Annotated in this window: 6 protein-coding genes; 1 reads left to right on the top strand and 5 read right to left on the bottom strand. The window is 71.6% G+C overall.

Going from position 1 to position 6,823, the window contains the following annotated elements:
- Positions 1-115: 115 nt before the first annotated feature.
- A complete protein-coding gene (locus tag B4M60_RS11900; protein WP_291084133.1) occupies positions 116-1,039 on the top strand; it encodes a L,D-transpeptidase in 924 nt (307 codons plus the stop codon).
- Positions 1,040-1,067: 28 nt separating this feature from the next.
- Here the strand turns inward: B4M60_RS11900 and B4M60_RS11895 are convergent, their stop codons facing one another.
- From B4M60_RS11895 to B4M60_RS11875, 5 genes are all read right to left on the bottom strand, one after another.
- Entirely contained in the window at positions 1,068-2,015 is a 948-nt protein-coding gene (locus B4M60_RS11895) for an esterase/lipase family protein (protein ID WP_291084131.1), read from the bottom strand.
- Positions 2,012-2,974, bottom strand: a complete 963-nt coding sequence (locus tag B4M60_RS11890; RefSeq protein ID WP_291084127.1) for an esterase/lipase family protein — start codon at positions 2,972-2,974, stop codon at positions 2,012-2,014. The genes B4M60_RS11895 and B4M60_RS11890 overlap by 4 nt, the downstream gene beginning before the upstream one ends.
- Entirely contained in the window at positions 2,971-4,062 is a 1,092-nt protein-coding gene (locus B4M60_RS11885; protein ID WP_291084124.1) for a diacylglycerol kinase, read from the bottom strand. The genes B4M60_RS11890 and B4M60_RS11885 overlap by 4 nt, the downstream gene beginning before the upstream one ends.
- 41 nt (positions 4,063-4,103) lie before the next feature.
- A complete protein-coding gene (locus tag B4M60_RS11880) occupies positions 4,104-6,113 on the bottom strand; it encodes a M13 family metallopeptidase (protein WP_291084121.1) in 2,010 nt (669 codons plus the stop codon).
- Positions 6,114-6,160: 47 nt separating this feature from the next.
- Positions 6,161-6,823: hypothetical protein (locus tag B4M60_RS11875; RefSeq protein WP_291084119.1), on the bottom strand; the 663-nt coding region annotated here is incomplete at its 5' end.

The following is a 6,823-nucleotide window of genomic DNA, read 5'->3' as shown; positions in this document are numbered from 1 at the left end:
ACTGAGCGCCGCCCCTCGACCGAGGACGCATGAAACACAATCGCTGTGCCACACGACATCCCAAGAGAATGCTTGGCCTAGGCTGACGACACCCCCGCCGTTCCCAGGAGTACCGATGACCCCCTCGCCACGGACACCAGTCCTCGCCGCGGTCCTCGCCGCGACGGCACTGCTCGCGGGCCTCGCCCCGGCCGCGACCGCGCAGTCGGTGATGCCCCCGAGCCCGCCCGGGATCCCGCAACTGGAGAACGCCCCGGTGTTCACCCCCCTCATCCCCGGCGTCGGGGCGATGCCGGTGCTGACCTACCCGGTGGTCGGGCCCGACCGTCCCACGCCCGAGTACGGCGACGTCAACGTCTTCCCGACCCCGAACGAGGTCGTCGGAGTCGCCCAACCGGTCATGTTCTTCTTCGACCGCCCCATCGCCGACCGCGCGCGCGCCGAGGCCACGATCGGCATCCGCACCGAGCCCCCCGTGGCCGGCAGGTTCTACTGGGTCACCGACTCCGAGGTGCGGTGGCGCCCGCACGCCTTCTGGCCGGTCAACACCTCCGTCACCGTCTGGGCCGGCGGCAAGCGTCAGCAGTCCTTCCGCACCGGCGACGCACTGATCGCCGAGTACGACGACCGCACCAAGCTCGTCACCGTGACCCGCAACGGCCAGCCCGTCCGCACCATGAGGGCCTCCGCCGGGAAGCCCGGCTGGGAGACCTACAACGGCGTCTACTACACCGGCCAGCGCGGGCGGAACGTCCGGATGAACTCCGCGGCCTTCGGCCTGCGGATCGAGGACGGCGGGTACGACTCGATCGTCAACGACGCCATCCGGATGAGCTACGACGGCATCTACATCCACTCCGCGCCGTGGTCGGTCGCCGACCAGGGCGTCCGGAACGTCTCGCACGGCTGCATCAACATCAGTCCGGCGGACGCGGCGTGGTACTACGAGAACTCCCGCAACGGCGACCCGATCATCGTGAGGAACGGCCCCGGCCGGCCCTTCGGCGCCTTTGACGGCCAGGGCGACTGGAACTACTGAGCTCGCCCCGCGCCGAGACCCCGACGCCCTACCGCGGCGGGACGGGCGCGAGGACGCCGAGAATCCCGTCGGCCGGGACGCACCTCGGTGGCCTCGCGTCGGCAGCGTCGGCGGTACCGCCCAGCGCGTCGACCACCAGATCCACCGCGCGCGGCGAGGCGAGCACCGTCAGGTGTCCGGAGCGGTCGGCCTCGCAGCCGTCCTGCAGGCGGGTCACTGTGAGGTCCACGAAGTCCGGCACCTCGGGAGCCCTGACCGGCCCGGTGAGCTCGTCGTAGTCGGAGACCACGGCGACGTACCGGACGCCGCGCGCGAACGGCACGCCCTCGTCGCCGAGCCACGCGAGCGTCGCCTCGGCGTCGCGCCGGGAGGTCTCGGCGGACAACACCCCCAGGATGTCGGTGACGAACCCGGGCGGCCCCTCCCCCGACTTCGCCGGATCCGCGCCCAACGTGACCACTGTGCGCACCGCCTCCGACCGGCTCGTGGTCGCGACGTACGAGGCGACGATCGCGCCCTGGGAGTGCCCCACCAGGTCGACCCGCCCCGCCCCGGTCAGTTCTCGCACGCGGTCGACCTCGGCGACCAGCTGCGGCGCCGAGGCCCCGGTGAGCGAGTCGAGCCCCCCGGTCGAACCGGCCCCGGGCGGCGCGCCCACCGTGGGTGCCCACACGCAGTAGCCCTCGGCCGCCAGCGCGGCGCCGAACGTCGCCCACGAGTTGCCGCCGTTGAGCCCGGTGCCGTGCACGAGGATCACCGGCTCGGGGTGCCGGGGGGTGGGCCGGCAGTCGTCGCGGTTGATCCCGGGCGGGTCGGCCAGCCCGTGGGTGAGCTGGTACGCCGCGCCGTCCCACCACCGCCACGGGACCTGGTCCGCCCCGATGGGGTCGGCGCCGGCCCGGACCGGGGCGACGACGACGAGGGCGGCGGCCGCCAGCAGGCCCGCGACCCCCGAGCCCGGCCGACGGATCGTCATGATCCCGGAAGGGAGGGGACCGGGCCCAGATAGGGCGCGATGGCCTCGCACCGCGGCACCCGCGGGGTCGCCGGGTCGAGTGCATTGAGGACGAAGTCCGCCGCCCGCGGGTCGGAGGCGATGGCCAGGTGCTCGGACCGGTCCTGCTCGCACCCGTCCTGCACCACGACGTTGGTCGTCAGCGGACCCGGCACCAGGCCCGAGGTGAACGGGACGATCAGCTGGTCGTAGCGGGTGGCCACGTTGAGGTAGGTCACGCCGGGCGCGTACGGGCTCCCACCCGACCACAACAGCTGTAGCACCGTCGAGCCCGGGGCCATCTTGGCCAGCGAGGGGATCCGGGCCAGCTGGTCGGAGACGGCGGGGAAGCCGTCGAGCGACCTGCGCATCCCCCCGCCCGCGCCCTCCCACAGGGGGGCGATCGACGCGACGGTGTTCACCCTGCCCGGCCTGCCGACCTTGGCCACCAGCCCCGAGACCAGCGTGCCCTGGGAGTGACCCACCAGGTCAACCTGCTCTGCGCCGGTCGCGGCCAGGACGCGGTCGATGAACTCGCCGACCTGCGGCACCGACACCCCGGTGATGTCCGAGAGGCCGCCGAGCATGTTGATCGGCCACGGCTGGCCGGGGAGCGCGCCGTAGGTCAGGGTGAACACGCAGAAGCCCTCGTTGTGCAGGAGCGGACCGTAGGTCGCCCAGTTGGTCACCGCTCCCCCGGCGGTGCCGTGCACGAGGACCACCGGTCGCGGCTTGGCGGGCGACGGCCGGCAACCCCAGTCGTTCGCGCCGGGCAGCTCCGCCCCGGGCTGCCCGGCCGCCATGGCGGCCCCGGTGAGGAAGCTGTACGGCACCGGCAGAGGGGCCCGTGACGCGGGATCCGTGGCGCTCGCGGCGCCCACCCCGGACAGGGAGAGCGCGACGGCGGCGGTGAGCGCGGACGCGGCGCGCAGGAATCTCATCCACCCATTAAGCCACGCCCGGTGATCATCGGAAGGTCCTTCGCGTAGACCACTCCGGGATCCGCCGCCACCACCGCCTCCACCGCGTTGACCAGCCGCATCGCGGTGACGAGCATGCCGGAGACGTTGTGGTCGCCGTGGGAGTCGTAGTGGGTGAACTCCACCCGCATCTCCGGCTGGCCCCGGATCTCGATGCGGTAGCACCCGTCCCCGTGATCGGGCCGGGGCCAGTCGGGGGCCTGGTCGGGCGCGGTGCGGGTGACGTGTTCCAGGATGATGCGGTCCTCGCCGTCGACCTGTCCCACCACCTCGAACCGCATGGCGGCCTGCGTGCCGGCAGGCACCTCGCACGCCAGCAGCGACAGGTCGCGGTCGGCGGCGAGCCGCTCGTGCCGCTCAACCAGCGGCTCGTCGAGGGTCACGTCGAGCGCGGCGGCGAGCTGGCGGACCACCGACCCCCAGCCGGCGGCGAGCATCCCCGGCCGCAGCAGCGGCGGCAGCGACTCCATCGACTGCCCGAAGCCGAACAGGCGGCGCATGGTCTCGCCCTGGTGGTAGACGGAGTAGTCCGCGATCTCACCGACCCGGATCAGGTCGATCCGCCGCGACAGGCTGGTCATGGCCAGCGGCAGGACGTCGTTGGCGAACCCCGGGTCGATGCCGCCCACGTGCAGCGTCGCCCCGCCGTCGCGCCCGGCCGCGGCCAGGGCGTCGATCATCTCCTCGGGCAGGATCCCGTGCGGGTACTGCAGCAGCACCGGGCCGGAGGCCACCACGTTGATGCCGGCCCTGAGGAACTCGGTGAAGTCCTCGATGCCGCCCATGAACCGGGTCTCGGTCTCCGCGGTGTAGACGATCGCATCCGGGCCGAGCGCGAGCAGCGCGGCCCGGTCGTCGGTCGCGGCCACGCCGAGGTCGCGGTCCATCCCCGCCAGGCGCCCGGCGTCGACCCCGACCTTCGCGGGATCGGAGACAAACACGCCGACCAGTTCCAGCTCGGGGCGCGCGTCGATCGCCTCGACCGCCATCCTGCCGAGGTAGCCCGTCGACCACTCCACGACCCTGATCGGCACATCCCGGATAGTCATGGATGGACCCTAACGACAGGGCCGGCGCCGGCGGGGGTCCTTCACCAGATGCTCACCCGCTCCTCCGGCGCGAGCCACAGGCCGTCGCCCTCGGTGACGCCGAACGCGGCGTGGAAGTCGTCGAGGTTCTTCACCACCTGGTTGCAGCGGAACTCCGGCGGCGAGTGCGGATCCACCGCGAGCCGGCGGGCGGCCTCCTCCGCCCGGGTCTTGGTCCGCCACACGATCGCCCACGAGGTGATCAGGCGCTGGATGCCCGTCATCCCGTCGATCTCCGGGCCCACGTCCGGGCCCTCGGCGGGTTTGCCGTCCGTACCCTGCGCCAGCCGGTACGCCAGGAGGGCGATGGTCAGCCCGCCGAGGTCGCCGATGTTCTCCCCCACCGTGAAGGCGCCGTTGACGTGGTCCTTCTCCGGGTCCAGTCCGTCCGGGGTCAGGCCCTGGTACTGCGCGATCAGCGCCCGGACGCGGGTGCCGAACGACTCGCGGTCCTCGTCGGTCCACCAGTCCACGAGGTTTCCCTCGCCGTCGTACTTGGAGCCCTGGTCGTCGAAGCCGTGGCCGATCTCGTGGCCGATCACAGCGCCGATCGCGCCGTAGTTGGCGGCGTCGTCGGCGTCTGCGTCGAAGAACGGCGGCTGAAGGATGGCGGCCGGGAAGACGATCTCGTTCATCACCGGGTTGTAGTACGCGTTGACCGTCTGCGGCGTCATGTGCCACTCGCCGCGGTCGACCGGGCCGCCGAGCTTGCCCAGCTCGTACGCGTGCTCGAACTCCGACGAGCGGCGCACGTTGCCCAGGAGGTCGTCGGGACGCACCTCGAGCGCCGCGTAGTCGCGCCACTTCTCCGGGTAGCCGATCTTGGGCACGAACGCTTCGAGCTTGGCCAGCGCACGCTCCTGGGTGGCGGGCGTCATCCACGGCAGGCGGCTGATCGAATGGCGGTAGGCCGCGGTGAGGTTGGCGACCAACTCGACCATCCGCGCCTTGTCGCCGGGCGGGAAGTGCCGGGCCACGTACTCCTTGCCCACCTCCTCGCCGAGCGCTCCCTCGACGGCCGCGACGCCGCGCTTCCACCGCGCCTTGATCTCCTCGGTCCCCGACAGTGCGGTGCCGAAGAAGCGGAAGTTCTCGTCCACCAGGTCGGAGGGGAGGTAGGGCGACCTCGACGACACGGTCCGCCACCGCAGCCAGTCCTTCCACGTCTCCAGCGGCTCGCCGGCCCACAGTCCGGCCACCGCGGTGAGGAAGTCCGGCTGCATCGCGACCAGCCGACCGAACGTCTGCTCACTGCCGCCGAGCTCGCGGGCCCAGTCGTGCCAGGGGAAACCCGGGGCGAGTCCCGGGAGCTCGTCCCAGGTGACGGGGTTGTAGGTCTTGTCGGCGTCGCGACGGGCCACCACGTCCCAGTGGGCGGCGGCGATGTGGGTCTCCAGCGCGACGATCCGCTCGGCGCGGCCGCGGGCGTCGTCCCCGCCACCGGCGAGCCCGGCCAACTCCAGCATTCGCGCGATGTGGTCGGTGTACTGCTCGCGGATCCCCGCGTACTGGTCCTCGCGGTAGAACGACTCGTCCGGCAGTCCGATGCCGTACTGCACCAGGTACAGGATGTACTCGGTGGAGTTCTTGGCGTCGTTGTTGACATAGGCGCCGATCAGCCCGGCCACGCCCGACTTCTCCAGCCGCGCCATGGCCAGCGCGAGCGAGTCGGGGTCGGAGGCGGCGTCGATCTCCGCCAGGTCCGGTCCGAGCGCCGCGACACCCGCGGCCTCGACGGCGGCGGTGTCCATGAAGGAGGCGTAGAAGGCGCCGATCCGCGAGTCGACGGGCGCGTCGGTGATGATGTCGCGCACCCGCTCCTCCGACAGGTCGCGGAGCGCGAGGAACGCACCGTCGATCGGTCGGTCCGCGGGGATCACATGGTCACGGATCCAGGTGCCGTTGACGTGGCTGTAGAGGTCGTCCTGCGGACGCACCTCACGGTCGACATACTGCAGGTCGAGGCCCGAGGGCCGGGGCGCGTCGGTGGTGGGGATCTCGGTCGCTGTCATGCGACCAGGTTACGGCCCCGCCCGCCTTCCCGCCCGCCCCGACGCGGTCAGGAGAAACCGTGCTCGGCGTTGTACTTCTGGGCCCCCTGGTAGGCGTCGATCATCCCCCAGACCCAGAAGCCGAACATGATCGGGATCCCGATGAGGACCACGGAGAGCACGGCGCCGATGATGTAGCCGACCAGGATCCCGACGCCCTTGCCCGTCTCACCGTTGAGGATCGTGCCCAGGCCCGCGATGAAGATGGACGCCACCAGCATGAGCGCGGGATCCTTGCGGACACCCTGGCCGTAGGGCTGCACCTGACCCTGGTCCGGATACCCGCCGTAGAACGGCTGGGCTCCGTACTGCTGCTGGCCGCCGTACTGCTGCTGCTGCTGGCCACCGTAGAACGGCTGGGCTCCGTACTGCTGCTGGTCGCCGTAGAACTGCTGGTTCCCGAACTGCTGGCCGCCGTAATACTGCTGATCGCCGTACTGCGGGGTTCCCGATTGCGGTGTTCCGTACTCCGGCGTCCCGAACTGCTGGCCGCCGTACTGCTGCGATGCGTCCGACGCCGGGCTCCACGACGATTCGTGTGCCGAACCGGCTGGGGGCGTGTCGGTCCCGCCCAGGGACCGCTCGTCGTATCCGCCGGACACCGTGGGCTGCTCGCCGTACGGTTCGGTGTAGGAGTCGCCGTTGGCATCGGGATTCTCCGGGGCATTCTC

The sequence above is a fragment of the Dietzia sp. UBA5065 genome (assembly GCA_002415925.1).
Lineage (GTDB): Bacteria > Actinomycetota > Actinomycetes > Mycobacteriales > Mycobacteriaceae > Dietzia.
The sequence above is the reverse complement of the archived record's forward strand: the minus strand, read 5'-3'. Positions and strand labels throughout refer to the sequence as shown.

Coding starts and splice junctions, on each gene's coding strand:
- B4M60_RS11900 (WP_291084133.1), top strand. CDS start 116: ATGACCCCCTCGCCACGGACACCAGTCCTCGCCGCGGTCCTCGCCGCG.
- B4M60_RS11895 (WP_291084131.1), bottom strand. CDS start 2,015: ATGACGATCCGTCGGCCGGGCTCGGGGGTCGCGGGCCTGCTGGCGGCC.
- B4M60_RS11890 (WP_291084127.1), bottom strand. CDS start 2,974: ATGAGATTCCTGCGCGCCGCGTCCGCGCTCACCGCCGCCGTCGCGCTC.
- B4M60_RS11885 (WP_291084124.1), bottom strand. CDS start 4,062: ATGACTATCCGGGATGTGCCGATCAGGGTCGTGGAGTGGTCGACGGGC.
- B4M60_RS11880 (WP_291084121.1), bottom strand. CDS start 6,113: ATGACAGCGACCGAGATCCCCACCACCGACGCGCCCCGGCCCTCGGGC.